This is a genomic window from Phytobacter palmae, assembly GCF_039409775.1.
Classification (GTDB): domain Bacteria; phylum Pseudomonadota; class Gammaproteobacteria; order Enterobacterales; family Enterobacteriaceae; genus Phytobacter; species Phytobacter palmae.
This window is the reverse complement of sequence record NZ_JBCIVJ010000016.1, coordinates 68257-93488: the sequence shown is the minus strand read 5'-3', so window position 1 is coordinate 93488 and position 25232 is coordinate 68257. Positions and strand designations below refer to the sequence as shown.

Annotated in this window: 25 protein-coding genes; 14 read left to right on the top strand and 11 right to left on the bottom strand. The window is 53.0% G+C overall.

The genetic code is table 11. The annotated features are described in order from the left end of the window. Nucleotides 1-165: 165 nt before the first annotated feature. Together AAIG39_RS18785 and rpmE are read right to left on the bottom strand one after the other, a co-directional pair. On the bottom strand, nucleotides 166-846 hold the full coding sequence (locus tag AAIG39_RS18785; protein WP_343194482.1) for an oligogalacturonate-specific porin KdgM family protein: 681 nt from the start codon (nucleotides 844-846) through the stop codon (nucleotides 166-168). A 374-nt stretch (nucleotides 847-1220) separates the two neighbouring features. Then, complete coding sequence (gene rpmE, locus AAIG39_RS18780) at nucleotides 1221-1433, bottom strand: 50S ribosomal protein L31 (RefSeq protein ID WP_039055221.1); 213 nt, start codon at nucleotides 1431-1433, stop codon at nucleotides 1221-1223. A gap of 207 nt (nucleotides 1434-1640) precedes the next feature. Between rpmE and priA the strand changes: the two genes are divergently transcribed. The 7 genes from priA to rraA all read left to right on the top strand — a co-directional run bounded on the left by priA (nucleotide 1641) and on the right by rraA (nucleotide 9618). After that, the gene (gene priA, locus AAIG39_RS18775; protein ID WP_343194481.1) at nucleotides 1641-3836 is read left to right on the top strand and encodes a primosomal protein N'; all 2196 of its coding nucleotides are present in this window, start codon (nucleotides 1641-1643) and stop codon (nucleotides 3834-3836) included. Between the two features lie 124 nt (nucleotides 3837-3960). After that, the gene (cytR, locus tag AAIG39_RS18770) at nucleotides 3961-4986 is read left to right on the top strand and encodes a DNA-binding transcriptional regulator CytR (RefSeq protein WP_090087744.1); all 1026 of its coding nucleotides are present in this window, start codon (nucleotides 3961-3963) and stop codon (nucleotides 4984-4986) included. 95 nt (nucleotides 4987-5081) lie between these two features. Then, complete coding sequence (gene ftsN / locus AAIG39_RS18765) at nucleotides 5082-6074, top strand: cell division protein FtsN (RefSeq protein WP_343194480.1); 993 nt, start codon at nucleotides 5082-5084, stop codon at nucleotides 6072-6074. A gap of 90 nt (nucleotides 6075-6164) precedes the next feature. Then, nucleotides 6165-6695 carry an ATP-dependent protease subunit HslV gene (gene hslV, locus AAIG39_RS18760; RefSeq protein WP_039077299.1) on the top strand — a complete coding sequence of 177 codons (531 nt, stop codon included), beginning with the start codon at nucleotides 6165-6167 and terminating at the stop codon, nucleotides 6693-6695. Between the two features lie 9 nt (nucleotides 6696-6704). Further along, a complete protein-coding gene (gene hslU / locus AAIG39_RS18755) occupies nucleotides 6705-8039 on the top strand; it encodes an ATP-dependent protease ATPase subunit HslU (protein WP_090087740.1) in 1335 nt (444 codons plus the stop codon). A gap of 71 nt (nucleotides 8040-8110) precedes the next feature. Then, nucleotides 8111-9040, top strand: coding sequence for a 1,4-dihydroxy-2-naphthoate polyprenyltransferase (gene menA / locus AAIG39_RS18750; RefSeq protein ID WP_249569726.1), 930 nt, complete (start codon nucleotides 8111-8113; stop codon nucleotides 9038-9040). Nucleotides 9041-9132: 92 nt separating this feature from the next. Next, on the top strand, nucleotides 9133-9618 hold the full coding sequence (gene rraA, locus AAIG39_RS18745; RefSeq protein WP_039077301.1) for a ribonuclease E activity regulator RraA: 486 nt from the start codon (nucleotides 9133-9135) through the stop codon (nucleotides 9616-9618). 189 nt (nucleotides 9619-9807) lie between these two features. Here the strand turns inward: rraA and zapB are convergent, their stop codons facing one another. Then, nucleotides 9808-10053, bottom strand: a complete 246-nt coding sequence (gene zapB / locus AAIG39_RS18740) for a septal ring assembly protein ZapB (protein ID WP_090087736.1) — start codon at nucleotides 10051-10053, stop codon at nucleotides 9808-9810. Between the two features lie 440 nt (nucleotides 10054-10493). Between zapB and AAIG39_RS18735 the strand changes: the two genes are divergently transcribed. The 3 genes from AAIG39_RS18735 (at nucleotide 10494) to glpX (ending at nucleotide 14076) form a co-directional block, all read left to right on the top strand. Beyond that, complete coding sequence (locus AAIG39_RS18735; RefSeq protein ID WP_090087734.1) at nucleotides 10494-11342, top strand: MIP/aquaporin family protein; 849 nt, start codon at nucleotides 10494-10496, stop codon at nucleotides 11340-11342. A gap of 21 nt (nucleotides 11343-11363) precedes the next feature. Continuing rightward, entirely contained in the window at nucleotides 11364-12872 is a 1509-nt protein-coding gene (gene glpK / locus AAIG39_RS18730) for a glycerol kinase GlpK (RefSeq protein ID WP_090087731.1), read from the top strand. Between the two features lie 193 nt (nucleotides 12873-13065). After that, nucleotides 13066-14076: a class II fructose-bisphosphatase gene (gene glpX, locus AAIG39_RS18725; protein ID WP_090087728.1), complete on the top strand. Its 1011-nt coding sequence runs from the start codon at nucleotides 13066-13068 to the stop codon at nucleotides 14074-14076. A gap of 25 nt (nucleotides 14077-14101) precedes the next feature. On the opposite strand, the gene AAIG39_RS18720 is transcribed toward glpX, so the two are convergent. Further along, nucleotides 14102-14611, bottom strand: a complete 510-nt coding sequence (locus tag AAIG39_RS18720; protein WP_343194479.1) for a hypothetical protein — start codon at nucleotides 14609-14611, stop codon at nucleotides 14102-14104. A 155-nt stretch (nucleotides 14612-14766) separates the two neighbouring features. Here AAIG39_RS18720 and fpr point away from each other — a divergent pair, with 155 nt between their 5' ends. Next, nucleotides 14767-15513: a ferredoxin--NADP(+) reductase gene (gene fpr, locus AAIG39_RS18715; RefSeq protein ID WP_249569725.1), complete on the top strand. Its 747-nt coding sequence runs from the start codon at nucleotides 14767-14769 to the stop codon at nucleotides 15511-15513. Here the strand turns inward: fpr and AAIG39_RS18710 are convergent, their stop codons facing one another. Further along, the gene (locus AAIG39_RS18710; RefSeq protein WP_090087720.1) at nucleotides 15514-15933 is read right to left on the bottom strand and encodes a DUF805 domain-containing protein; all 420 of its coding nucleotides are present in this window, start codon (nucleotides 15931-15933) and stop codon (nucleotides 15514-15516) included. A gap of 139 nt (nucleotides 15934-16072) precedes the next feature. Between AAIG39_RS18710 and AAIG39_RS18705 the strand changes: the two genes are divergently transcribed. Next, nucleotides 16073-16633 carry a DUF1454 family protein gene (locus tag AAIG39_RS18705; RefSeq protein WP_249569750.1) on the top strand — a complete coding sequence of 187 codons (561 nt, stop codon included), beginning with the start codon at nucleotides 16073-16075 and terminating at the stop codon, nucleotides 16631-16633. Between the two features lie 110 nt (nucleotides 16634-16743). Beyond that, nucleotides 16744-17508 (top strand): triose-phosphate isomerase, encoded by a 765-nt coding sequence (tpiA, locus tag AAIG39_RS18700; protein ID WP_039077308.1) that lies wholly within the window; start codon nucleotides 16744-16746, stop codon nucleotides 17506-17508. Between the two features lie 129 nt (nucleotides 17509-17637). Here tpiA and AAIG39_RS18695 read toward each other — a convergent pair whose 3' ends face one another. After that, nucleotides 17638-18591 (bottom strand): MBL fold metallo-hydrolase, encoded by a 954-nt coding sequence (locus AAIG39_RS18695; RefSeq protein ID WP_343194478.1) that lies wholly within the window; start codon nucleotides 18589-18591, stop codon nucleotides 17638-17640. Nucleotides 18592-18672: 81 nt separating this feature from the next. On the opposite strand from AAIG39_RS18695, the gene AAIG39_RS18690 reads away from it, so the two are divergent. Beyond that, nucleotides 18673-19599 (top strand): LysR family transcriptional regulator, encoded by a 927-nt coding sequence (locus AAIG39_RS18690; RefSeq protein ID WP_343194477.1) that lies wholly within the window; start codon nucleotides 18673-18675, stop codon nucleotides 19597-19599. A gap of 70 nt (nucleotides 19600-19669) precedes the next feature. On the opposite strand, the gene AAIG39_RS18685 is transcribed toward AAIG39_RS18690, so the two are convergent. The 5 genes from AAIG39_RS18685 to fieF all read right to left on the bottom strand — a co-directional run bounded on the left by AAIG39_RS18685 (nucleotide 19670) and on the right by fieF (nucleotide 25083). After that, the gene (locus tag AAIG39_RS18685; protein ID WP_343194476.1) at nucleotides 19670-20974 is read right to left on the bottom strand and encodes an SLC13 family permease; all 1305 of its coding nucleotides are present in this window, start codon (nucleotides 20972-20974) and stop codon (nucleotides 19670-19672) included. 73 nt (nucleotides 20975-21047) lie between these two features. Continuing rightward, the gene (locus AAIG39_RS18680; RefSeq protein ID WP_343194475.1) at nucleotides 21048-21803 is read right to left on the bottom strand and encodes a CDP-diacylglycerol diphosphatase; all 756 of its coding nucleotides are present in this window, start codon (nucleotides 21801-21803) and stop codon (nucleotides 21048-21050) included. A 96-nt stretch (nucleotides 21804-21899) separates the two neighbouring features. Continuing rightward, entirely contained in the window at nucleotides 21900-22889 is a 990-nt protein-coding gene (locus tag AAIG39_RS18675) for a sulfate ABC transporter substrate-binding protein (RefSeq protein WP_090087703.1), read from the bottom strand. Nucleotides 22890-23035: 146 nt separating this feature from the next. Continuing rightward, nucleotides 23036-23998 (bottom strand): 6-phosphofructokinase, encoded by a 963-nt coding sequence (pfkA, locus tag AAIG39_RS18670; protein ID WP_047372368.1) that lies wholly within the window; start codon nucleotides 23996-23998, stop codon nucleotides 23036-23038. A gap of 200 nt (nucleotides 23999-24198) precedes the next feature. Next, on the bottom strand, nucleotides 24199-25083 hold the full coding sequence (fieF, locus tag AAIG39_RS18665) for a CDF family cation-efflux transporter FieF (protein WP_090087701.1): 885 nt from the start codon (nucleotides 25081-25083) through the stop codon (nucleotides 24199-24201). Nucleotides 25084-25232 lie beyond the last annotated feature (149 nt).

The following is a 25232-nucleotide window of genomic DNA, read 5'->3' as shown; positions in this document are numbered from 1 at the left end:
AATATCCTGAGCCATACGCCAGATAATTCACTCAAACTGGTATAAGTGTAAGCATTTTTTTAACCAACTCTTAATGCAATATAAAATTTCGACTTAATACTTGCGAGCAGACATGGCGGCAAAAGTCATTGCCGCCGCATTATTCAAACACAGATAGACAGGTAATTAGAAGTTATAACCAATACCCACACGATAACGTGTCTGACGATCATCAGTAATCGCTGTTTTATACCCCGAAGATACGTTACCTACTTCAACAAATGGCACCCAATTGCCTGCTTTATAAGCTACACGGAAGTTATATTCGTAGTCTTGTTTAGTGTTGTTATAAATATTTTCATTTTCGGCAAACTTATAAATACCGTTAAGCTCAAACATCCAGTTACCGGTGTTATAGCCAATCCACGCTTCTGGACGATCAATACGGCGGTCATCACGACCCTGCGCGTTACGGCGCGTGTACTCGAAGCGATAGCGGAAAGCTGTCCACCAATTTTCGTTAATATTGTATTGAACACGCACGAATGGCTTATAAATTGTCTGATTTTCATCCGTTTCAATAGCAATACCGGGAAGCCATACAAGATTACTCCAGGTAAACTGGTAGCTGGCAGTATACTCAATCCCGTTCGTTTCCATATTATTCAGCGGTTTTTTAGCGTCCGCATCATCAGAACGGGAAATACCTTCTAACGCTACTCCAAATCCGCTGGCAAACCGTTGTGAAATATAGACACGATCATAATTACGCCCATCATCATAATATTCATGACGATAATCTACGTAACCCGCATGGGCTGTTACTGCCAGTACTGGCAGTAATAACAACGCATATTTCAACTTCATGGAAATTCCTCTTTGACGTAAATTTCAATAAAAGAAAAGCGTGTAGCTATGGATTCGCAGGCCAGCGTAACAAGTGAAAGACAGCTACAAATTAAAAAGTCCTGACATCGTGAAGAATTGTATTTTAGTGTAAATGTACAAACCTTTGAGTTTTTGCCAGCATTACGTTTAAGTGGCAAAAAAGCAAAGATACATCGGCTTGATGTCACCAACTGAAACATTGGGTTTTTTAAATAGAAACGCCGTGCCAAATCAAAATAACGAACGTTACGGGAAATTACAGTATGGGATGAGGAGCATGAAAGTGATCACAGGAAGGGCGCGGAATTCAGACACAAAAAAAGCGCCTTGCGGCGCTTTTTTCATCTGGCAACTTATTTGCTGCCCGGGATGCTGAAGCGTTTGTTGAAACGCTCAACACGACCACCGGTATCAACTACACGTTGTTTACCAGTAAAGAACGGGTGGCAGTTGCCGCACACGTCCAGGTTCAGGTCGTGACCCACGGTAGAATGGGTTTTGATGACATTACCGCAAGAACAGGTTGCAGTAATAGCTACATAATTCGGGTGAATACCTTTTTTCATGGGAAACCTCAGTTTAAGGCCGCGTCGCTCTTCCAGCCCTAACGCCAGACACCACGCGAAGTTAATGTATTAGTGGATCTCTGGCACGTCAATACGCACCAAAGGCGGCGAATCATACAGAAATTAACCAGCGTATGCAAACTGATCCGCGCCCTGCCTTTAACAATGTGTATACTATCCCGCCAGTTTTCAAGTCAGGATCCTGAGATGCCCGTCGCCCATGTAGCGCTACCCGTACCGTTGCCCCGCACCTTTGACTACCTGCTTCCCGATAGCATGGTCGCCAGCGCGGGCTGCCGGGTGCGGGTGCCCTTTGGTACCCAGCAGCGAGTGGGGATTGTAGTCGCCGTTGGTGAGACCAGCGAACTGCCGCTCGATGAGCTAAAAAGCGTGCTCGAGGTGCTGGACAGCGACCCCGTCTTTTCCGTCCCGGTTTGGCGGCTTCTGCTCTGGGCGGCAGACTATTATCACCACGCCATTGGCGATGTGCTTTTCAACGCCATTCCTGTACCACTACGGCAGGGTAAACCCGCCAGTGCGGCAGTACAGTGGTTCTGGTTTGCCACCGAGCAAGGGCAGGCAATTGATCTTAATAGCCTTAAACGTTCGCCAAAACAGCAACAGGCGCTGGCAGCCCTGCGCCAGGGACGCATCTGGCGTCATCAGGTTGCAGAGCTTGAGTTCAACGACGCCGCGCTCCAGTCATTACGCACTAAAGGGCTGGCAGAGCTCGCCAGTGAGGAGCCAGCGCATCATGACTGGCGACACGGCTTTTCCGTTTGCGGCGAGCGTCTGCGGCTGAATACTGAACAGGCAACGGCAGTGGGTGCGATCCACAGTGCAGCGGATCAATTCTCAGCCTGGCTGCTGGCGGGCGTAACCGGCTCTGGCAAAACGGAAGTCTATCTCAGCGTACTGGAGAATGTGCTGGCACAGGGGAAACAGGCGCTGGTGATGGTGCCAGAAATCGGCCTGACGCCGCAGACCATCGCCCGTTTTCGCGAACGCTTTTCTGCCCCGGTCGAGGTACTGCATTCCGGATTAAATGACAGTGAACGCCTGTCAGCCTGGTTAAAAGCCAAAAACGGCGAAGCGGCGATTGTCATTGGCACACGCTCGTCACTGTTTACCCCTTTTAAAAATTTGGGCGTGATCGTTATCGATGAAGAGCATGACAGCTCTTATAAACAGCAGGAAGGCTGGCGCTACCATGCGCGCGATCTGGCCGTTTACCGTGCCCATAGCGAGCAGATTCCGATCATACTCGGCTCGGCGACGCCCGCACTGGAGACGCTCCATAATGTGCGCGCGCGAAAATATAAAATGCTGCGCCTGACGCGCCGCGCCGGCAACGCCCGTCCCGCTATGCAGCATGTTCTGGATCTAAAAGGTCAGGCGCTACAGGCAGGACTCTCTCCTGCCCTTGTTAATCGCATGCGCCAGCACTTGCAGGCTGGCAATCAGGTCATCTTGTTCCTGAACCGTCGAGGTTTCGCGCCGGCGCTGCTGTGTCACGACTGCGGCTGGATTGCCGAATGTCCGCGTTGCGATCATTACTACACGTTACACCAGGCTCAACAGCATTTACGCTGCCACCATTGCGACAGCCAGCGCCAGGTGCCACGGCAATGCCCCTCCTGTGGCTCAACCCACCTGATGCCGGTCGGACTGGGAACAGAGCAACTGGAACAGGCGCTTACCCCGCTTTTTCCGGGGGTTCCACTGTCGCGTATCGACCGGGATACCACCAGTCGAAAAGGAGCGCTCGAACAACATCTGGCAGAAGTACATCGTGGCGGCGCGCGTATTCTTATCGGCACGCAGATGCTGGCGAAGGGGCACCATTTCCCTGACGTCACGCTGGTTGCCCTGTTGGATGTTGATGGCGCGCTCTTCTCCGCCGATTTCCGCGCAGCAGAACGCTTTGCGCAGCTTTATACTCAGGTCTCCGGGCGGGCCGGACGCGCGGGGAAACAGGGCGAAGTGGTACTGCAGACCCACCATCCGGAACACCCGTTATTGCAGACGCTTCTGCATAAAGGTTACGACACTTTCGCTGAGCAGGCGCTGGCGGAGCGCCAAACGCTCCAGCTTCCCCCCTGGACCAGCCATGTGCTTATCCGTGCGGAAGATCATAACAATCAGCAGGCACCGCTGTTCCTGCAACAGTTGAAAAACCTGCTGCAATCCAGCCCACTGGCAGACCAGCATCTTTGGGTGCTTGGCCCGGTTCCGGCACTGGCGCCCAAGCGTGCCGGACGCTGGCGCTGGCAGCTCCTGCTGCAACATCCTTCGCGAGTACGCCTGCAACAAATTGTCAGCGGCACGCTCACGCTTATCAACACCTTACCCGAAGCCCGGAAAGTGAAGTGGGTGCTGGACGTGGACCCCATCGAGGGCTAAGGTTGCGAGGCACCTCGAAAAATTCAACTTTCATCACATTTTTAATGAAAATTCTGTAACCGATTAGATTAACTATCTGATAAAAATGTGTCTGCGCCTGCGCCGCGCATGCGAGGAGAAGAAGGTGAAGACCAGGAATCAGGTTGCAGCCGCGACCATGAAAGATGTTGCCGTTAAAGCGAAGGTATCTACGGCAACGGTGTCCCGTGCGTTAATGAACCCGGATAAAGTGTCGCAGGCAACCCGCAATCGGGTTGAGCAGGCGGCAATGGAAGTGGGTTATTTACCGCAGTCGATGGGACGTAACGTTAAACGTAATGAATCCCGGACGATCCTGGTGATCGTGCCGGATATTTGCGATCCGTTTTTTAGTGAAATTATCCGTGGTATCGAAGTAACTGCCGCAGAAAATGGCTATCTGGTCTTGATCGGCGATTGTGCTCATCAGAATCAGCAAGAAAAAACCTTTATAGATTTAATCATCACTAAGCAGATAGACGGGATGTTGCTGCTCGGTTCGCGCTTGCCTTTTGATGCCAGCATCGAAGAGCAACGTAACCTGCCGCCAATGGTGATGGCGAATGAATTTGCCCCGGAACTGGAACTGCCCACGGTACATATCGACAACCTGACCGCCGCCTTCAATGCCGTGAATTACCTGCGCGAGCAGGGGCATCAATATATTGGGTGCATTGCCGGCCCGGAAGAGATGCCGCTGTGCCACTACCGCCTGCAAGGCTATGTACAGGCGCTGCGTCGATCCGGCATTACCGTTGACCCGCATTATATTGCTCGTGGCGATTTTACCTTTGCCGCCGGAGGCGAGGCGCTGGAACGGTTACTCACTCTGCCGAAGCCGCCTACTGCGGTATTCTGTCACAGCGACGTCATGGCGCTCGGTGCGTTGTCTTATGCGAAGCGCCGCGGCCTGAAAGTGCCGAATGATTTGTCTATTATCGGTTTCGATAATATTTCACTGGCGGAATTCTGCGATCCTCCTCTCACCACCGTCGCTCAGCCGCGTTTCGATATCGGTCGTGAAGCAATGCTGTTACTACTTGAACAGTTACAAGGGCATACAGTAAGCAGTGGCTCCCGATTACTGGATTGCGAATTGGTCATTCGTGGGTCAACTAAAGCGTTGACTTAACGTAAATGCGTTATCGGAATCCCTCTTCTGGTCAAAAGCCCGTCGCTTAAGTAACATGGCGGGCTGATAAACGAAATAAATACAGCGAAACGATAGTGGCACAACGAGATTATGTACGCCGCAGCCAGTCGGCTCCTTCGCGGCAAAAAAATAGTAGCTCAAGGAAGAAGCAACGTAGCGTATCCGCTGTCTCGCCCGCAATGGTCGCGATTGCCGCCGCAGTACTGGTAGCTTTTATCGGTGGCCTGTACTTTATTACCCACCACAAGAAAGAAGAATCTGAAACGCTGCAAAGCCAGAAGGTTGCAGGCAATGGCCTGCCGCCAAAACCGGAAGAGCGCTGGCGTTACATCAAAGAGCTGGAAAGCCGCCAGCCAGGCGTACGTGCGCCTACCGAACCGTCTGCGGGTGGTGAAGTGGAAAAACCGGAACAACTGACAAATGAGCAACGTCAGTTACTGGCACAAATGCAGGCAGATATGCGCCAGCAGCCTACGCAGTTGAACGAAGTACCGTGGAACGAGCAGACGCAGGAGCAGCGTCAGCAAACGCTGCAACGTCAGCGTCAGGCGCAACAACAGGTACAGCAGCAGATGCAACAACAGCAGTGGAGCAACGTACAGGTTGAGCAACCTACGCGCACGCCACCGCGGGCTACAGAGCAGCCACGTACTGCGCAAACCACGCCAGTGCAGGCACCGAAGCAGACGCCGCAGCAAAAACCGTCCGCAGCCAGTCAACAGCCGTACCAGGATCTGCTGCAAACCCCAGCGCACACCACGGCAAGCGCGCCGAAAACGCAGCAGGCAGCACCGGTAACGCATGAAGAAACAGCAAAGCAAACGGCCGAGAAAAAAGACGAACGTCGCTGGATGGTACAGTGTGGTTCCTTCAAAGGTGCTGACCAGGCAGAGACCGTTCGTGCCCAGCTTGCCTTTGAAGGGTTTGATTCTCGCATCACCAGCAATAACGGCTGGAATCGTGTGGTTATCGGCCCGGTTAAAGGCAAAGATAACGCAGACGGCACCATCAGCCGTCTGAAAATGGCCGGTCACACAAACTGCATCCGTCTCGCCGCCGGGGGTTGAAACCCCCAAAATCTCCCCCATCTATACTTGCATTCTGCCCCGTATCACTACGGGGCTCATATTCTGCATTCGTAACCAGGGGGTCTGCTCGTGACAACAATAGTAAGCGTACGCCGTAACGGCCATGTCGTTATCGCTGGTGATGGCCAGGCGACACTGGGCAACACCGTTATGAAAGGCAATGTGAAAAAAGTCCGCCGTCTGTACAACGACAAAGTCATCGCAGGCTTTGCCGGGGGCACGGCTGATGCCTTCACGTTGTTTGAACTTTTTGAACGTAAGCTGGAGATGCACCAGGGGCATCTGGTAAAAGCGGCGGTGGAACTGGCCAAAGACTGGCGTACCGACCGTATGCTGCGCAAACTGGAAGCGTTGCTGGCCGTGGCCGATGAAACGGCCTCACTAATCATCACCGGTAACGGTGACGTTGTGCAGCCGGAAAATGACCTCATCGCTATTGGTTCTGGTGGCCCGTATGCCCAGGCGGCTGCCCGTGCGCTGCTGGAAAATACCGACCTCAGCGCGCGCGATATCGCCGAGAAAGCGTTGAACATCGCCGGTGATATCTGCATCTACACTAACCACTTCCACACCATCGAAGAATTGACCACCAAGGCGTAAGGATCCCTCATGTCTGAAATGACCCCACGCGAAATTGTCAGCGAACTGGACAAACACATTATCGGTCAGGATGCGGCGAAGCGTTCCGTGGCGATTGCCCTGCGTAACCGCTGGCGTCGTATGCAGCTTGATGAAGAGCTGCGCCATGAAGTGACTCCGAAAAACATTCTGATGATCGGGCCAACCGGTGTTGGTAAAACCGAAATTGCCCGCCGTCTGGCGAAACTAGCGAACGCGCCATTTATTAAAGTTGAAGCAACCAAATTCACCGAAGTGGGCTATGTCGGTAAAGAAGTGGATTCCATTATCCGCGATCTTACCGATGCTGCTGTGAAAATGGTTCGCATGCAGTCCATCGAGAAAAACCGCTATCGCGCCGAAGAGATGGCGGAAGAACGTATTCTGGACGTACTGATCCCCCCGGCAAAAAATAACTGGGGACAACCAGAAGCTGCCGCTGAACCGTCTGCCGCACGTCAGTCTTTCCGCAAAAAACTGCGTGAAGGACAGCTCGACGACAAGGAAATTGAAATCAATCTCGCTGCGTCGCCGATGGGTGTGGAGATCATGGCGCCTCCGGGAATGGAAGAGATGACCAGCCAGCTGCAGTCCATGTTTCAGAATCTGGGCGGGCAAAAGCAGAAGCCACGTAAGCTGAAAATTAAAGATGCGATGAAGCTGCTTATCGAAGAAGAAGCGGCGAAGCTGGTGAACCCGGAAGAGCTGAAACAAGATGCAATCGACGCAGTTGAGCAGCACGGTATCGTCTTCATCGACGAAATCGACAAAATCTGTAAGCGCGGCGGTAACACTTCCGGCCCGGATGTCTCCCGCGAAGGTGTCCAGCGCGACCTGCTGCCGCTGGTAGAAGGCTGTACCGTTTCCACCAAGCACGGCATGGTCAAAACCGACCACATCCTGTTTATCGCCTCCGGTGCATTCCAGGTGGCCAGCCCGTCCGACCTGATCCCGGAACTGCAGGGTCGTCTGCCTATTCGTGTTGAACTCAAGGCACTGACCACGGAAGACTTTGAACGCATTCTGACCGAACCAAACGCATCGGTTACCGTGCAGTACAAAGCGTTGATGGCCACAGAAGGCGTTAACATTGATTTCACTGACGACGGTATTAAACGCATCGCGCAAGCGGCCTGGCAGGTGAACGAGACCACCGAAAACATCGGTGCTCGCCGTCTGCACACCGTTCTGGAGCGCCTCATGGAAGACATTTCCTACGATGCAAGCGACCTGAATGGCGAAACCATCACCATCGACGCCGACTATGTGAGTAAACACCTTGATGCTTTAGTGGCAGATGAAGATCTGAGCCGTTTTATCTTATAATCGCAGCCACAACGTTTTCATCATTTTCGATGGGGGCTTATGCCCCCATTTTTTATTACTGGCTGGTGACTATGACTGACGCACAACCTTTGAGCCGCACTCAGGCATGGCTGGAAAGCCTGCGCCCAAAAACACTGCCGCTGGCGTTTGCCGCTATCGTGGTAGGGACAGCGCTGGCCTGGTGGCAGGGTTTCTTCGATCCGCTGGTTGCTGTACTGGCATTAAGCACCGCCGGATTGCTGCAAATCCTCTCCAACCTCGCCAATGATTATGGCGATGCGGTCAAAGGCAGCGACAAGCCTGACCGTATTGGGCCGTTGCGTGGCATGCAAAAAGGGGCGATTTCGCTTGAGCAGATGAAGCGTGCGCTCATCATTGTCATTGTCCTGAGCTGCATTTCCGGCCTGCTGTTGCTTCTGGCGGCCTCGCAAACCCTGACGGATTTCATCGGCTTTGTGGCGCTGGGCGCACTGTCTATCATCGCCGCGATTACCTACACCATCGGCAAACGCCCTTACGGCTATATCGGCCTTGGCGACGTTTCGGTACTGATCTTTTTTGGCTGGCTGAGCGTAATGGGAAGCTGGTATCTGCAAACGCATATGTTGATCCCTGCGATTATCTTACCGGCTACGGCGTGCGGTTTGCTGGCGACGGCGGTTCTGAATATCAACAATCTGCGTGATATCGATAGCGATCGTGCCAATGGCAAAATCACACTTGTGGTGCGCTTAGGGCCAGTGAACGCGCGCCGCTACCATGCGGGGCTGCTGGCCGGAGCCCTTCTCTGCCTGGCGCTGTTTAATCTGCTGTCACTGCATAGCGTATGGGGTTGGCTGTTCATCCTTGCCGCGCCGTTGCTGTTAAAACAGGCGCGTTTTGTGATGCGCGAGCAGGATCCGAAAGCCATGCCGCCGATGCTCGAACGCACCGTAAAAGGGGCTTTACTGACTAACCTGTTGTTTGTGGCTGGAATTATGCTGAGCCAGACGCATTTTTAACTGACAAAAGTCAATTAACAATTGATGATTTTGCCAACAATGCGTGATGCGCGATATACTGACTACTCTCGCAGCAACTGAACGTTAAGCCTATGAAATACGATACGTCTGAGCTCTGTGACATCTACCAGGAAGATGTCAACGTCGTGGAACCCCTGTTCTCCAATTTTGGCGGACGGTCGTCGTTTGGCGGTCAAATCATCACGGTGAAATGTTTCGAGGATAACGGGTTGCTGTACGATCTGCTCGAAGAAAATGGCCGTGGTCGTGTACTGCTGGTCGATGGCGGTGGTTCTGTACGTCGTGCGTTAATCGATGCAGACCTGGCGCGCATCGCTTTGCAAAACGAGTGGGAAGGGATTGTGGTCTATGGCGCGGTGCGTCAGGTTGATGACCTGGAAGAGCTGGACATTGGTATTCAGGCCATTGCCGCGATTCCGGTTGGTGCCGCAGGAGAAGGCATTGGCGAAAGCGATATTCGCGTCAATTTCGGCGGTGTGACCTTCTTTTCCGGCGACCATCTCTATGCGGACAACACCGGGATAATCCTTTCCGAAGATCCACTGGATATCGAGTGATCAAAAAAGGCACCGCAAGGTGCCTTTTTTATGCCCTGTACCGCTCCATAAAAGAAAGCCAGAACGGTCACGCGGAATAGATCGTGTAGCAAGGCGGCAACTGAGCGAATCCCCAGGAACACAGGCAATTATGTGACTGGAATGAGTGAGCGCAGCTAACGCCACTACGGCACGAAAGATGAAGCGTAATCAGACTTCTTCCATACGGCCCAGCAGTGCCTGCAGACGCTCCTGCCAGCCATGCTGCTGTTCTTTCAACTGGTTGTTTTCACGCGCCAGTTCTTCGCGATCATGCTGTGCGGACTGTACTTCCTGAGACAGAGTGTTGTTCTTCTCTTTCAGCTCTTCGATTTCCATCTGCAGCAGCGTGATGGTATCAATCGCCTGCTGTACTTTCGCTTCCAGCTTCTCGAATACTTCTAATGACATCGTCATACCTCTCCTGAATTGCAAGGCGTTGATGGGTATATACCACTCGGGTAAATCCGCGTTCCGTGAACGGCGACGCCTTAATGTATTTAGCGCACGGTCTTGGTACCCGATTGTATGAAGCCCTTTAGCCTCTGTCCAGCGACAACCCGCGCAGATCGCGCTTTGCAACACTTTTCAGTCTAAACCTGGAGCAATTGCAGTCCGTTTCAATAAATTGTTAAATTGCGGGTTACAAAAATGATTCAGCTCACACTTCGCCACCCTTCGCAAACGCACCTCATTGCGCGAAAACGCTCATTTTATTGACGCAGTACACACATTTTGATTTCGATATTTCTCGTTTTTGCTCGTTAACGATAAATTAACAGTATGTCTACACGGCATCGTGGAGTCTTCTTCCTCCATGCAAACTATAACCATTAAACTCTTTGCAGGATCCGATTATGAGTCAAACCTCAACCTTAAAAGGTCAGTGCATCGCCGAGTTTCTCGGTACCGGGTTGTTGATTTTCTTCGGTGTGGGCTGCGTTGCGGCACTTAAAGTAGCAGGTGCCAGCTTCGGACAGTGGGAAATCAGTATCATTTGGGGTCTGGGCGTGGCGATGGCCATTTACCTGACCGCAGGGGTTTCCGGCGCACATCTTAATCCGGCTGTGACCATTGCATTGTGGCTGTTTGCCTGCTTCGACGGGCGCAAAGTTGTCCCCTTTATTGCTTCTCAATTTGCTGGCGCATTCTGCGCGGCTGCACTTGTTTACGGGCTTTATTACAATCTTTTCTTCGATTTCGAACAAACTCACCATATGGTGCGTGGCAGCGTCGAAAGTCTCGATCTGGCAGGCATTTTCTCAACTTACCCTAATCCGCACATCAATTTCTTCCAGGCCTTTGCTGTTGAAATGGTGATTACTGCGGTTCTGATGGGCGTCATTATGGCGCTGGGTGACGATGGCAACGGGATCCCGCGTGGCCCGCTGGCACCGCTGCTGATTGGCCTGCTGATTGCTGTTATTGGTGCCTCTATGGGCCCGCTGACCGGGTTTGCGATGAACCCAGCTCGCGATATCGGCCCGAAAGCGTTCGCCTGGCTGGCAGGCTGGGGCAATGTCGCCTTCACCGGTGGGAAAGATATTCCTTACTTCCTCGTACCGCTGTTTGGGCCTATTGTCGGCGCATCACTGGGTGCCTTCGGTTATCGTAAACTGATTGGCCGCAACTTACCGTGTGACGTTTGTGCTGTGGAAGATGAAAAAGACGCCACCACGACTTCACAACAAAAAGCTCCGCTGTAATGTGACTACGGGACATAAATCATGACTGAAAAGAAATATATCGTTGCGCTGGACCAGGGTACCACCAGCTCCCGCGCCGTCGTAATGGATCATGACGCCAACATCATCAGCGTTTCGCAGCGCGAATTCGAACAAATCTATCCTAAGCCAGGCTGGGTTGAGCATGACCCAATGGAAATCTGGGCAACGCAAAGCTCCACGCTGGTAGAGGTGCTGGCTAAAGCGGATATCAACTCAGATGAAATCGCCGCGATTGGTATCACCAACCAACGCGAAACGACCATAGTCTGGGAGCGCGAAACCGGTAAGCCTATCTATAACGCTATTGTCTGGCAGTGCCGCCGTACCTCAGAAATCTGCGAGCAGCTCAAACGTGATGGCATGGAAGAGTACGTGCGCAACGCAACAGGCCTGGTGGTTGACCCGTACTTTTCCGGCACCAAAGTGAAATGGATTCTCGATCATGTTGAAGGTTCTCGCGAACGTGCGAAGCGTGGCGAGCTGCTGTTCGGTACCGTCGACACCTGGCTTATCTGGAAAATGACCCAGGGCCGCGTACACGTTACTGACTATACCAACGCCTCCCGTACGATGCTGTTCAACATCCATGATCTGGACTGGGATGACAAAATGCTGGATGCGCTGGATATCCCACGCGCCATGCTGCCCGAAGTGCGTAAATCATCCGAAGTGTATGGCCAGACCAACATTGGTGGTAAAGGCGGTACACGTATTCCTATCGCCGGGATCGCTGGTGACCAACAGGCAGCACTGTTCGGCCAGCTGTGCGTCAAAGAAGGGATGGCGAAGAATACCTACGGCACCGGCTGCTTTATGCTGATGAACACCGGCGAGAAAGCGGTGAAATCAGAAAATGGTCTGCTGACGACCATCGCATGCGGACCGAGTGGCGAAGTGAATTACGCGCTGGAAGGTGCAGTGTTCATGGCAGGTGCGTCCATTCAGTGGCTGCGCGATGAGATGAAACTGATCAGCGATGCATTTGACTCAGAATATTTCGCCACCAAAGTGAAAGACACCAACGGCGTATACGTAGTGCCTGCCTTTACCGGCCTTGGCGCACCGTACTGGGACCCGTATGCACGTGGTGCGATCTTCGGCCTGACTCGTGGCGTTAACGCGAACCATATTATTCGTGCAACGCTGGAATCCATTGCTTATCAGACGCGTGATGTACTGGAAGCGATGCAGGCTGACTCCGGCATTCGTCTGCACGCCCTGCGCGTGGACGGCGGTGCGGTTGCCAACAACTTCCTGATGCAATTCCAGTCCGACATTCTGGGTACTCGTGTTGAGCGTCCGGAAGTGCGTGAAGTGACAGCTCTGGGCGCAGCTTACCTGGCTGGCCTGGCGGTGGGCTTCTGGCAAAACCTGGACGAGCTACAGGAAAAAGCGATCATTGAGCGCGAATTCCGTCCGGGAATCGAAACCACCGAACGTAATTACCGTTATGACGGCTGGAAAAAAGCGGTGAAACGCGCCCTGGCATGGGAAGAACACGACAAGTAATCTCCCCCTACCCTCTCCCCGCCGGGGAGAGGGTGAAAACCTGCCCCGCACGCTCATCCTCTGCGTCGAAAAAAACTGTCCGGCTCGTCTCCTCGCCACTTTGGGGAGAGATCCATGACGAGGCGCCAGACCGCCCCCATGCCTGCTCTCTGTGTTAAACTTCGCGCAATTTCTTTCACTTCACGAGTTTGCTATGAGACGAGAACTTGCCATTGAATTTTCCCGCGTGACCGAAGCAGCGGCGCTGGCTGGCTATAAGTGGCTGGGTCGCGGCGACAAAAATACCGCCGACGGTGCTGCCGTTCACGCCATGCGCATCATGCTTAACCAGGTCAATATCGACGGCACCATTGTGATTGGCGAAGGGGAAATCGACGAAGCCCCAATGCTCTATATCGGTGAAAAAGTCGGTACCGGTAAAGGCGATGCGGTGGATATCGCCGTTGACCCGATTGAAGGCACCCGCATGACCGCCATGGGACAGGCTAATGCCCTGGCAGTACTGGCGGTGGGTGATCAAGGCTGCTTCCTCAATGCGCCGGATATGTACATGGAAAAATTGATTGTCGGCCCTGGCGCAAAAGGCACTATCGACCTCAACCTGCCGCTTGCCGATAATCTGCGAAATGTGGCTAATGCGCTCGGTAAACCGCTCAGTGAGCTGACGGTAACGATTCTGGCCAAACCTCGCCACGACGCCACCATCGCTGAAATGCAGAAGCTTGGCGTGCGCGTTTTCGCCATTCCTGATGGCGACGTTGCAGCCTCCATTCTGACCTGCATGCCGGACAGTGAAGTCGATGTCCTTTATGGTATTGGTGGCGCGCCGGAAGGTGTCGTTTCAGCCGCCGTTATCCGCGCGCTCGATGGCGATATGAATGGCCGCTTGCTGGCACGTCATCACGTAAAAGGCGACAGCGAAGAGAACCGTCGTATTGGGGAAATCGAGCTGGCTCGCTGCCAGGCGATGGGCATTGAAGCCGATAAAGTACTGCGACTGGATGAGATGGCACGTAGCGACAACGTGATTTTCTCAGCAACCGGGATTACCAAAGGCGACCTGCTGGACGGCATTAGCCGCAAAGGCAATATCGCTACCACCGAAACCCTGCTGATTCGCGGAAAATCGCGCACCATTCGCCGCATCCAGTCTATCCACTATCTGGATCGCAAAGACCCGGACGTGCAGACGCACATTCTGTAAGCAGTACGCTCAAGGAAGAGCGGATTTAATGCGGTTGCCCATACCACGGCGCTTGCGCTGTAGGGATATAAGGTATCTCCGTATTTCTGGACATCCGGCTTAATCCATCAACATAATGTTGATAAGCTTGTCTGGTCAAAAACATTCCGCAAAGGTCATTGCCATTGTAGAAAGCATAAAAACGGTAATCGCTTGCGCTAAGCTGGCGATTCACGATATCAAAAAATGCCCACGTCGCTCTTCCCCACGAATCCGCTTCGCTTATTTGTGGAGAGGAGATAGCGTACTGTTGACCACCGGCTGAGACGTTGTAAATGGCGGCGTTGTTATCAAGCTGTTCACTGACCTCCAGCGGCTGCGCAACGTACTGGCGTAATGTCGGCAGAACATCCTGAACGTAGTGTTCCGCGATCCCTTCCTCCGCCAGATCCTCCGCATCCAGATGAATCATGGCATCCCAGTTCAGTGTCGGTTCTGCCGCATGGACTGACGTAAAACATGCCGTAACGGCCAAAAGCCATCCCCATCTCTTCATCAAATTTTCCTTCTTCGCACCGTTAGCGATACATTAAATGCAGCTGCATTAGCCTGTAAATTATTTGATCAATAGAGCCTTCCTTCCTGACCGGGGCTGGAAATCCTTCCCATTCACGACGAAGATAAAGCAATGATTCTGAACAGGAGAAAATCATGGCCGACTGGGTTACAGGAAAAGTTGTAAAAGTCGAGTTCTGGACCGACGCGTTGTTCAGCCTGACCGTTCATGCCCCCGTTCATCCCTTCACCGCCGGACAATTTGCCAAGCTGGGCCTCGAAATCGACGGTGAGCGGGTACAGCGTGCCTACTCCTACGTCAATGCGCCGGGCAACCCCGATCTGGAGTTTTATCTTGTCACCGTCCCCGAGGGTAAACTCAGTCCGCGTCTGGCCGCACTGACGCCAGGCGATGAGGTGCTTATCGTCAGCGAGGCGGCAGGGTTCTTTGTTCTCGAAGAGGTGCCAGACTGCGACACGCTGTGGATGCTGGCGACCGGGACTGCGATCGGGCCTTATTTGTCGATCCTGCAGGAAGGTAAGGACCTGGATCGCTTTAATAACCTGGTGCTGGTACATGCGGTGCGTTACGCCGCAGATTTAAGCTATTTGCCGCTGATGCTTGAACTGCAGAAACGCTATGAGGGTAAATTGCGGATTCAAACGGTAGTCAGCCGGGAAACTGTGCCCGGATCGCTCACAGGGCGTGTACCTGCGCTAATTGAGAACGGCGCCCTGGAAGAAGCGGTGGGATTGCCCATGAATACCGAAACCAGCCACGTGATGCTCTGCGGCAACCCGCAGATGGTGCGCGATACACAGCAGTTACTCAAAGAGACCCGGCAGATGGCGAAACATCTGCGCCGCCGTCCGGGCCATATCACCGCTGAACACTACTGGTGATCAGCGGAACTGTACTTCAAGCGTATCCTTGCCAAATTTATTCTCGCCCTGGGTGCCGATAAACGCACCCAGATCGATGAGCATCGTCACCATAATCAGCACTGGCACGAAGCGGCCAACAATCCATTGCCACGTACCGCCCAGTATCTCCCAGTGCCCAGCCAGCAGCATCCAGGCAAGAATAAATAACAACGACCAACTGCCAGACTTATTACGGTCATGCAGCCGTTTCACAATCACACACGCGGTTGGCCAGAGCAGGCAAACCAGCATAAACGCGGCATTCTGGCTGGCCAGAAATTCAAAACTGACTGCGTAAAACAACACCGCCATCGCCAGCACCCAGATGATGGTCCAGATCCAGAAATCACGACGACCAATGCGGCCTTTAAATGAGAACAACCACTGCTGAATACCCATGTAAGGTTCCTTTAATTGTAGTGCTGCGTAGTTTACCCTGGTCGCGTGAGTTTTTGACAAGCCAGACTGTTATCGTTTTAATCGTGAACAAAGTGAAGTGAGGACGATGTTAATGAAAACCTGGTGGCTCCTGTTTACGATGCTTTTCATCAACCATTATGCCATCGCAGAGGATACGCCACCTGCTGCGGCGGCCCCGTATCTGCTGCCGGGCGCCCCCACATTCGAGCAATCCATCAGCCAGTTCAGGGAAAAATTTAATGAAGATAACCCCGACCTGCAGCTCAACGAATTTCGCGCTGTCGATTCGCGTAGTGATACCGAACGTCTGACCCGCGCAGCGACCAAAATTAACGATAACCTGTACGCCTCCACGGCGCTGGAACGCGGCACGTTGAAAATTAAATCGATGCAGATGACCTGGCTACCGGTTCGCGGGCCCGAGCAAAAAGCGGCAAAAGCCAAAGCTCAGGAGTATATGGCGGCATTGATTCGCGCGTTTTCGCCAACGCTGACCAAAGCGCAAAGCCTGCAAAAGCTGCAAAAATTACTGAACAACGGCAAAAACAAGCTCTGGTATGCCGAAACGGAAGGAGCGATCCGTTATGTTGTAGCAGATGACGGCGAAAAGGGGCTGACCTTCGCTGTTGAACCGATTAAGCTGGCGCTATCTGAAAGCCTCGAAGGCGACAATAAATGACAAAAAGCAAAGCCTTTCCGGCGACGAATCTCTATACTGTCTCACAGACCAAACTACCCTGACGGGTAGACATCTTACTTAAATTCGCTCTTATAGCGTGGAGAATTCAAATGCGACATCCTTTAGTGATGGGTAACTGGAAACTGAACGGCAGCCGCCACATGGTAAACGAACTGGTAGCTAACCTGCGTAAAGAGCTGGCTGGCGTTACAGGTTGTGGCGTTGCTATCGCTCCGCCGGCCATGTACCTGGATCTGGCTAAGCAAGCCGCTGCAGGCAGCCACATTATTCTGGGCGCTCAGAACGTCGACGTTAACCTTTCTGGCGCATTCACCGGCGAAACCTCCGCTGAAATGCTGAAAGATATCGGCGCGCAGTACATCATTATCGGCCACTCCGAGCGTCGTACTTACCACGCAGAATCTGACGAACTGATTGCTAAAAAATTCGCCGTTCTGAAAGAACAAGGTCTGATTCCGGTTCTGTGCATTGGTGAAACCGAAGCAGAAAACGAAGCGGGCAAAACCGAAGAAGTGTGCGCACGTCAGATCGACGCGGTTCTGAAAACTCAGGGCGCTGCGGCATTCGAAGGTGCGGTCATCGCTTACGAACCGGTTTGGGCAATCGGTACTGGCAAATCTGCGACTCCGGCTCAGGCTCAGGCGGTTCACAAATTCATCCGTGACCACATCGCTAAAGCAGATGCGAAAGTGGCTGAGCAGGTTATCATTCAGTACGGCGGCTCCGTTAACGCGGCTAACGCTGCTGAACTGTTCACCCAGCCGGATATCGACGGCGCGCTGGTTGGCGGTGCATCCCTGAAAGCTGACGCTTTCGCGGTGATCGTTAAAGCAGCAGAAGCGGCAAAAGCGTAATTCGCTTGTCCCGCTGAACACTTCCTTGCTGTTAAGGCGGGCAGTGTTCACATTATCTCTCCCCTCAGGGGGAGAGATATGCTCTCAGGTCATTTAATCCCCCGGCCGGGCATCAGGAGAGTATGCAGGCTATTGCCCTAACTGGGTCGTATAATTGTTCTCCACCCAGCGATACCCTTTCTCCTCGCGCTTCACGTGGCCAAAACCCGGAAATGAAATATGCGCGGCAGCGACCCAATATCCCTGGTCCGCAGCCTGGTTAAGTACACGTTCCCGCGTTGCAATGGCCTGCTGGCGGTTAACATCAAAATGTATTGCCACGTGCGGATCAGGCATTTGTACTGCTTTGGCATGGATAATATCGCCCCATAAAACCAGCGTCTGACCTTCACTTTCCACGCGATAAAGCACGCTGCCCGGCGTGTGCCCCGCAGTCGATTCAGCACGAATACCCTCCACGGGTGTTGCTGGCGCCAGGAATGTTTTTAACCGCCCGGCATTGATAACCGGACGAAGCGTTTTCTCGCTTTCAGCAAAAGTGTGCGCCTCACCTGGCTCCACCTTAGTGACGTTAGCCGGATTAAGCCAGAAATCGACATCGCGTTTGTCCACATACACGTCAGCGTTAGGGAAGGCAGGCTTGCCAGCGCGTGATACCCCCCCGGAGTGATCGGCATGAATATGGGTCAGCAATACATCATCAATGGATTCAGCCGGATAGCCTGCTGCTGCAAGATTCTCCAGCAGATGCCCGCCCCGGCTACCGAATAGCTCACCGGCGCCGGTATCCACTAAAACACGTTTTTTGCCATCGTCGATGACATAGGCGTTAATCGACGTCTCTGCTTGCGGCGTCATTGCCTCGCGGGCCATCCCCTGACGTAATTTTTCCGGTGAGATGTTAGTCAGGAGTGTATTCAGGGGTACCGTCACCGTGCCGTCGGATACGGCGGTAATGCGCAATTTGCCCAGTTTCATGCGATAGTAACCGGGGGCCTGCTCATCGAGCGCACTCGTCTGCCCGGCGGCCAGAATCTGACTGGAAAAGAGGAGTGTCGCAACCAGCACCAGTATCATTTTCATAGAATTGCCTCATCACAGTGTCATTTGAACGTGCCCAGCAGTATCCTCAGCAAACCTGTATCACTCAAATTGATTAATATAATGTTCACTATCAGGGAAAATGATTTTCATCGTATCGATCTCAATTTATTGACGGTGTTGCTTGTCCTGCATCGGGAGGGCAGCGTGTCACGTACCGCTGAAAAATTGCATCTGGGACAACCGGCAGTCAGTAACGCGCTGGCCAGGTTACGTGAAATGTTTGACGATCCGCTGTTTGTTCGTACCGCAGGAGGTATGGTACCGACGCCGCGTGCAGAAGCGCTTATTACTTCACTCGGTCCCCTGATGGAACAGATGCAATATGTTCTTTTTCAACCGCCATCATTTAACCCGGCGACGGCAGATCATGTGTTTCGTCTGGGTATGAGCGACTGGGTGGAGCGCTGGCTAATGCCGGAACTACAGGCATACGTGACACGCGAAGCGCCGGGAATCACGTTGCAGGTGACGGCCAGCGATCCTTTCCGGGATGGTGAGCAAGTGCTCAAGAGGGAGATAGATCTGGCGATTTCGGTTGGTCAGAACAATGCCGCCACGTTAAGGCGTGAAAAGCTCCGATCACTCAACTTTTGTACGTTCTGGCACCCCGACCAACTTTCGCTGCAGGCACCGCTGACGCTGAACGATTATACAGAACACGATCACGTGCTGGTTTCATATCGTGGTTCGACATGGAGCGCCGTCGATGAGCAGTTAGCATTACAGGGGAAATCACGCAGAGTTCGTTACGTTACGCCGCATTTTTCTTCTTTGCCACCACTTCTGAAACGCATACCTGCTTTAGCGACCGTCCCCTCCGGGCTGGCTGCCGACTGGACTTCTCATTACGGTTTACGCTGTAGCCCCGTTCCGGTTGAGACGCCGGAAATTGCGCTCTCGCTGTTGTGGCATACATGTTGTGATAACGATATGCCGCTGAACTGGTTAAGAACGGTAATACACAAGGTCATCAATGCGTTGTCGTAGTTCGCCTCATCGTTGTATCGACTTATTTGCCCCTCACAAAGGCCGGTGTGAGGGGCAAACAGCACCAGAACTATAATTTCCCCAGCACACTAAACCACGCATAATCCAGCGGCAGCAACACCAGATACGTTGCCACTGCCAGCGCAATACACAACAACATCCCCGCCCGGGCAGGCACTTTACCTAACGCCATGGCCACCACGATCGGTGACGCCTGATACGGCAGTAGCGGTGTGGAATAGCCCAGTACCTGAATCATAATCACTGACAGCAGCGGGAAGCCCGTTGCGTCGGAAAAACTCTGCGCCAGCGTGGTGAAAAGTGCGGGCACGCCGTTAGCTGTCATAATGAAGTTGAGCGCAGTCGTCGTGCCGGTGAGCGCCAGGAAGCTGGTAAACGGCTGCGCCGGATCCAGCGGCATGATGTGCAACAGCGCGTTACCTACTGCCGCCCCAATACCCGTCTGAGTGACCGTAATGGCCAGCCCAAGAATACCGGCAACATAAATACAGGTACGGATATTTACTCCACTGGAAAACTCGTCGCCATTGATAAACCCTACGCGCGGCAACAGGGTAATACAGGCCGCCGCCAGTCCCGTCCAGGCCGGGCCAATGCCGTGCCAGCTCTCCGTGACCCACATCGTTAAGACCACCGCCAGCAGCCAGGCGAGGCGTTTCTCCTCCCGGCTCATGGGTTCAGGCGGCGTGAGGTCTTTTGGCGCATGCGGCTGTCCCGGGAAAAGCCAGCAGATGAGACCAATCAGGATGAGGCCTTTCAGAATGCCCAGCACCGGCGTGTGCAGCAGCAAATACGGCAGATAGTTGAGATGAATACCGTAGGATCCTTCCGCCGCCCCGCTCATCACCAGATTGGGCACGTTGGCGGGCAAAATCGTTGCCGACAACTGGAAGGTGCGAAACCCCACCGCCAGTGCCAGCCCATACCAGGAGCGAGTCCCTTCGTTGATGCCTGCGCGAGCCGCCATCGCGGCCACAATAGGCATCAGCAGAGCAATACGTCCCATGTTCGACGGCATGACAAACGCCAGCGCATAACTCAGTAGTACAACGCTTGCGACCATTTGCAACCACGAGTCGGTTAGCCTGGCCGACAGTGCCCGCGCGGCCCGGTCAGCCAGCCCCGTTTTGCGAATGGCGACCCCAAGGACAAAACCGCTAAATACCAGCCAGAAAGCAGAAGAGGCAAAACCGCCGAAAATGACATCCGGCGGCGCAATCTTCGCCACCATCGCGGCGGCAAAAAACAGCAGCGCCGTGATGAATTCCGGTAGCAACGACGTAGCCCACAGCACGATAGTGAGGCCGATGATGACGGAAGGCAGAAACAGAGGGTGAGTAAACCAGAGCGACATACCTGTCTCCTGTAGAATTTGTCGGCAAGTCTACGGCGACAGTCTTGCCTGGTAAACGCCAAATCTGGTGGGGCTATTTCAGGATATTACACTGATGATCCTGTATTTCCTCAGCGGAACCACGATTAAAGGCGAGCAGATTACGCTCAGTTGCCAGCAGCACAAACGAGCCGTCAGCCTGGTGTACCATCGCCATGCCATAACGCCCCATATGTTCACGCGCTTGCGGCACTTCTTCCGCCAGCATTAAAAACGGGCTGCGCTGTACCAGTTCGGCTTCGGTCACGCGGCGCGCCAGATAAGGATGCCCAAGAATGCCGCCCGGAAAGGCCAGCCACTGACTACTGATACGCGAGGCTTGCTGATCAAGCTTCACGCGCACGTCTTCGCGCAGGCAAGAAATATGGATATGGAAATGGTTCTGGGTCCGTCCGACACGAGAGTTAATCGTCAGCGACAGGGCGTTATCCGGCAGCGGCGTCCCCCGCGTTTTACCCAACATGCTGCGCGATTGCCAGGCCTGCCAGAAGAAATTGGGTGTGTGTGATTTCAACAGCAGCGGGCTTTCAATACCGTTGATGCGGTACGTTGGCATCAGCAAATACTGTAGTGGTCCGTTGCGGTCTTTAAGCAACACGTATCCACTGTCGGGATTGACCTGCGCACAGGGAGCGGGTAGATGGTTGTTGCGCTGATTCGGCACACATTGCTCAAGCACAATATGACGCAACACATCCCGTTTGCTGCTGTTCCACCAGTATTCACCACCTATGGCGGCCACAGCCACCACAATCAACAACGCTATGCCAGACAGGCGCACTGTTTTCATCGATCTCTCCTTACAGGGAGGAACAGGAAGCATAGCGCAGAGATCGGTCGGGATAAAACGAAAACGGCCCTCTTAAGGGCCGCCGGAAGATGAGGATTAGCGTTTGCTGATTTCGTCGAACTTGCCGCCGTTGGAGAAGTGCTCTTTCTGCGCTTTCGCCCAGCCGCCAAAGACATCGTCAATGGTGAACAGTTTCAGTTTCGGAAATTCGTTCGCATATTTTGCCGCCACGTTTTTGTCACGCGGACGGTAGAAGTTCTTCGCCGCAATCTCCTGCCCTTCCGGGGAGTAGAGATATTTCAGGTAAGCTTCCGCCACTTTCTGCGTGCCTTTTTTCTCGACAACTTTATCAACAACAGACACGGTTGGCTCCGCAAGGATGGATTCGCCTGGCGTTACGATTTCGAACTTATCTTTGCCCAACTCGTTCGTCGCCAGCAGCGCTTCGTTTTCCCAGGCAATCAGCACATCGCCGATACCACGTTCTACAAAGGTATTGGTAGCACCGCGCGCGCCGGAGTCCAGCACTTCAACGTTTTTATACAGCGCTTTTACGAACTCCTGAGCTTTAGCCTGATCGCCACCGTTCTGATGCAGAGCATAACCCCACGCTGCAAGGTAGTTCCAGCGCGCACCGCCAGAGCTTTTCGGGTTTGGAGTGATCACCGACACGCCAGGTTTAATTAAATCATTCCAGTCATGAATCTGTTTTGGGTTGCCTTTACGCACCAGGAAAACGATGGTGGAAGTATAAGGTGCGGAGTTATCCGGCAAACGTTTGATCCAGTTTTTGTCGATACTGCCACGCTCGGCAATCGCATCAACATCATAAGCCAGCGCCAGCGTCACAACATCGGCGTCAAGGCCGTTAATAACCGATGTCGCCTGTTTACCTGAGCCGCCATGTGACTGGCGAATCGTGACATTATCGCCCGTTTCCTGTTTCCAGTGAGCGCTGAACGCTTTGTTGTACTGCTCGTACAATTCACGCGTCGGATCGTACGAAACGTTTAATAACTGAATATCCTTTGCCAGAACGCTGCCGGATGCCAGCAGCAAGGTTAACCCCACGCCCCATTTATTCATCGCCCACTCTCTCAGGTTATGTATTTTGATGTGCTCAGCCTGCCAGAAAGAGCTCCAATGATTAAAGAATAAAAAAAGATTGGCTATAACTTAAGGAAATAACAGGAGGCAAAGAAACGCCCTCTCGAGGAAGGCGTTTAGGGTAATCAATACAGTTTTTTAGCGCATTCCAGCCAGTCGCCTTTGAACGGGCGCTTCATGTTCTCGATAGCATCAATGATGTCATGGTGGACCATCTTCTCGTTCTGGATGCCAACACAACGACCACCGTGGCCCTGCAGCAGCAGTTCAATAGCGTATGCGCCCATACGGGAAGCAAGGATACGGTCGTAAGGAACCGGGGAACCGCCGCGCTGAATATGACCCAGGACAGTCGCACGGGTTTCGCGCTGCGTTTCAGCTTCGATGTATTTCGCCAGCTCATCAATATCGCAGATGTGCTCAGTGATGGCGACGATCGCGTGTTTTTTACCTTTCGCGATGCCCGCTTTGATTTCAGCCACCAGATCTTCACGGCTGAACTCAACTTCCGGCAGAACGATAAATTCGCAACCACCTGCAATGGCCGCCGCCAGCGTCAGGTCGCCACAGTAACGGCCCATCACTTCGACGATGGAAATACGCTGGTGAGAAGAAGAGGTGTCACGCAGACGGTCAATGGCTTCAACTACGGTATGCAGAGCGGTGAAGTAGCCGATGGTGTAGTCAGTACCGGCAACATCGTTATCGATAGTGCCTGGCAGGCCGATGCACGGGAAGCCCATTTCTGTCAGACGCTTCGCGCCCATATAGGAACCGTCGCCGCCAATAACGACCAGCGCATCAATACCGCGCTTTTTCATGTTCTCAATAGCCACGGCGCGGACATGTTCTTCACGGAATTCCGGGAAACGGGCAGAACCAAGGAATGTACCGCCACGGTTAATCATGTCAGACACGCTATAGCGGTCGAGTTGAATCATGCGGTCTTCGTACAGGCCGAGATAACCATCGTAAATACCCGCCACTTCCAGACCTTCAGTCAATGCTGCCCGGACCACGCCACGAATTGCTGCGTTCATGCCCGGCGCATCACCGCCACTTGTCAACACACCGATTTTCTTAATCATGACTACCTCTGAACTTAGGAATGCAAAAATAATGTTCTGTTGGCCAGAAACTCCGCGAGGGAGTAAGCATCTATGCTGCAATATTATATCAACTGCGGCTTGCTGAATTGATTCAGGTCAGACCATATGGCGTTAATTTATACACAAAAATAAGGTCTGACTCACTTCTTTTACAACGAAATATCACCGCTTTAATTCGCTTATCGTCCTTGAGGTACCACTGAACAGGGATCCTGGTGAATAATCACATCTGATCCCGGAAAACGCTGCAAAATGGCCTGCTCCACATGTTCAGCCACAATATGCGCCTGAACCAGCGGAAGGTTATCGTCCATTTCCAAATGTATTTGAATAAAGCGGGTCGGCCCTGACTGCCGCGTGCGAAGATCGTGCGCGCCGCTTACGCCTGGCCAGGAAGTGACTATATCGAATATTTCCTGCCGTTCGGCATCGGGTAAGGCCCGATCCAGTAAAGACTGAACCGCTTCATAACCCATACGTAGCGCACTGTACAAAATATAACCGCCAATCCCCAGCGCAAAGAGAGCATCTGCCCGATGCCAGCCATACCATGACAGCCCAAGGGCGATGAGAATTGCACCGTTCATCATAACATCAGACTGATAATGAAGCATATCTGCCCGCACTGCCTGACTTTGGGTTTTTCGCACAACCCAACGCTGAAAAGTGACGAGTATCACAGTACTGACCAGGGCGATAACCGTCACCACAATGCCAATACCGGGCGCACGCATCGGTTCAGGGTTCGCCAGATGCTGAATACCGGTTAAAAAGAGGAACAATGCCGAACCCGAAATAAACATGCTTTGTGCCAGCGCCGCCAGCGATTCGGCTTTTCCATGTCCAAAGGTATGTTCGTCGTCCGCAGGCTGCAGCGAATAACGCACCACCAGCAAATTGGTTAATGACGCGGCGATATCTACCAGAGAGTCCACCAGTGCAGCCAGAATACTGACCGACCCGGTGTACCACCATGCAAAAATTTTAATGACTAATAATGACGACGCCATGATCGTCGCGGCGATGGCCGCGCGGCTGATCAGGCGTCCATAAGATTCAATCATAAAAGCTCCCACGCTGTTCTGTGGGTAGTATAACGAAAGGCAACTCAATCGGAGGAAAATCAGGTGGCTGAATTCAGAGCAAAAAAAACCCCCTCATCATGAGGGGGAAGACAGGGATGGTGTCTATGGCAAGGAAAACAGGGTTCATT

Bases quoted from the DNA above. Each gene is read 5' to 3' on its own strand.
- AAIG39_RS18785 (WP_343194482.1), bottom strand. From the start codon at position 846: ATGAAGTTGAAATATGCGTTGTTATTACTGCCAGTACTGGCAGTAACA.
- rpmE (WP_039055221.1), bottom strand. From the start codon at position 1,433: ATGAAAAAAGGTATTCACCCGAATTATGTAGCTATTACTGCAACCTGT.
- priA (WP_343194481.1), top strand. From the start codon at position 1,641: ATGCCCGTCGCCCATGTAGCGCTACCCGTACCGTTGCCCCGCACCTTT.
- hslU (WP_090087740.1), top strand. From the start codon at position 6,705: ATGTCTGAAATGACCCCACGCGAAATTGTCAGCGAACTGGACAAACAC.
- menA (WP_249569726.1), top strand. From the start codon at position 8,111: ATGACTGACGCACAACCTTTGAGCCGCACTCAGGCATGGCTGGAAAGC.
- rraA (WP_039077301.1), top strand. From the start codon at position 9,133: ATGAAATACGATACGTCTGAGCTCTGTGACATCTACCAGGAAGATGTC.
- zapB (WP_090087736.1), bottom strand. From the start codon at position 10,053: ATGACGATGTCATTAGAAGTATTCGAGAAGCTGGAAGCGAAAGTACAG.
- AAIG39_RS18735 (WP_090087734.1), top strand. From the start codon at position 10,494: ATGAGTCAAACCTCAACCTTAAAAGGTCAGTGCATCGCCGAGTTTCTC.
- glpK (WP_090087731.1), top strand. From the start codon at position 11,364: ATGACTGAAAAGAAATATATCGTTGCGCTGGACCAGGGTACCACCAGC.
- glpX (WP_090087728.1), top strand. From the start codon at position 13,066: ATGAGACGAGAACTTGCCATTGAATTTTCCCGCGTGACCGAAGCAGCG.
- AAIG39_RS18720 (WP_343194479.1), bottom strand. From the start codon at position 14,611: ATGAAGAGATGGGGATGGCTTTTGGCCGTTACGGCATGTTTTACGTCA.
- fpr (WP_249569725.1), top strand. From the start codon at position 14,767: ATGGCCGACTGGGTTACAGGAAAAGTTGTAAAAGTCGAGTTCTGGACC.
- AAIG39_RS18710 (WP_090087720.1), bottom strand. From the start codon at position 15,933: ATGGGTATTCAGCAGTGGTTGTTCTCATTTAAAGGCCGCATTGGTCGT.
- AAIG39_RS18705 (WP_249569750.1), top strand. From the start codon at position 16,073: ATGCTTTTCATCAACCATTATGCCATCGCAGAGGATACGCCACCTGCT.
- tpiA (WP_039077308.1), top strand. From the start codon at position 16,744: ATGCGACATCCTTTAGTGATGGGTAACTGGAAACTGAACGGCAGCCGC.
- AAIG39_RS18695 (WP_343194478.1), bottom strand. From the start codon at position 18,591: ATGAAAATGATACTGGTGCTGGTTGCGACACTCCTCTTTTCCAGTCAG.
- AAIG39_RS18690 (WP_343194477.1), top strand. From the start codon at position 18,673: ATGTTCACTATCAGGGAAAATGATTTTCATCGTATCGATCTCAATTTA.
- AAIG39_RS18685 (WP_343194476.1), bottom strand. From the start codon at position 20,974: ATGTCGCTCTGGTTTACTCACCCTCTGTTTCTGCCTTCCGTCATCATC.
- AAIG39_RS18680 (WP_343194475.1), bottom strand. From the start codon at position 21,803: ATGAAAACAGTGCGCCTGTCTGGCATAGCGTTGTTGATTGTGGTGGCT.
- AAIG39_RS18675 (WP_090087703.1), bottom strand. From the start codon at position 22,889: ATGAATAAATGGGGCGTGGGGTTAACCTTGCTGCTGGCATCCGGCAGC.
- pfkA (WP_047372368.1), bottom strand. From the start codon at position 23,998: ATGATTAAGAAAATCGGTGTGTTGACAAGTGGCGGTGATGCGCCGGGC.
- fieF (WP_090087701.1), bottom strand. From the start codon at position 25,083: ATGATTGAATCTTATGGACGCCTGATCAGCCGCGCGGCCATCGCCGCG.